This is a genomic window from Stenotrophomonas sp. SrG, assembly GCF_050031795.1.
Taxonomy (GTDB): domain Bacteria; phylum Pseudomonadota; class Gammaproteobacteria; order Xanthomonadales; family Xanthomonadaceae; genus Stenotrophomonas; species Stenotrophomonas rhizophila_A.
The window spans coordinates 1-242 of record NZ_JBNBBE010000940.1 but is presented as its reverse complement, the minus strand read 5'-3'; the positions used below and the strand labels follow the sequence as shown (position 1 = coordinate 242).

At 69.0% G+C, this 242-nt stretch carries 1 protein-coding gene; it reads right to left on the bottom strand.

Annotated elements, in window-relative coordinates:
* The coding region (locus ACQG3P_RS22260; RefSeq protein WP_426806266.1) for a nicotinamide mononucleotide transporter at positions 1 to 137 on the bottom strand (137 nt) is incomplete at its 3' end.
* Between the last annotated feature and the right edge of the window lie 105 nt (positions 138 to 242).

The window sequence follows — 242 nt, the reverse complement described above, 5'->3', positions numbered from 1 at the left end:
GAATACAGCCGTGCTTCGATGAACACCACCGCATACAGGCCCACCGCCAGCAGTCCCACCGGCCACGCCAGTCCGCGGCGCTTGGCCATCAGCCACACCCCCAGCAGGCTGGCGGCGACGGCGCTCCATTCGAGCAGGCGCGCGCTCACAGGCCGAAGGTGACCGACAGGCGCGCCTGGCGCGGTGCACCGGCGAACAGGTCGTAATCGCCCTAGCTGCTGCCGGTGTCACGCCAGTAGAAG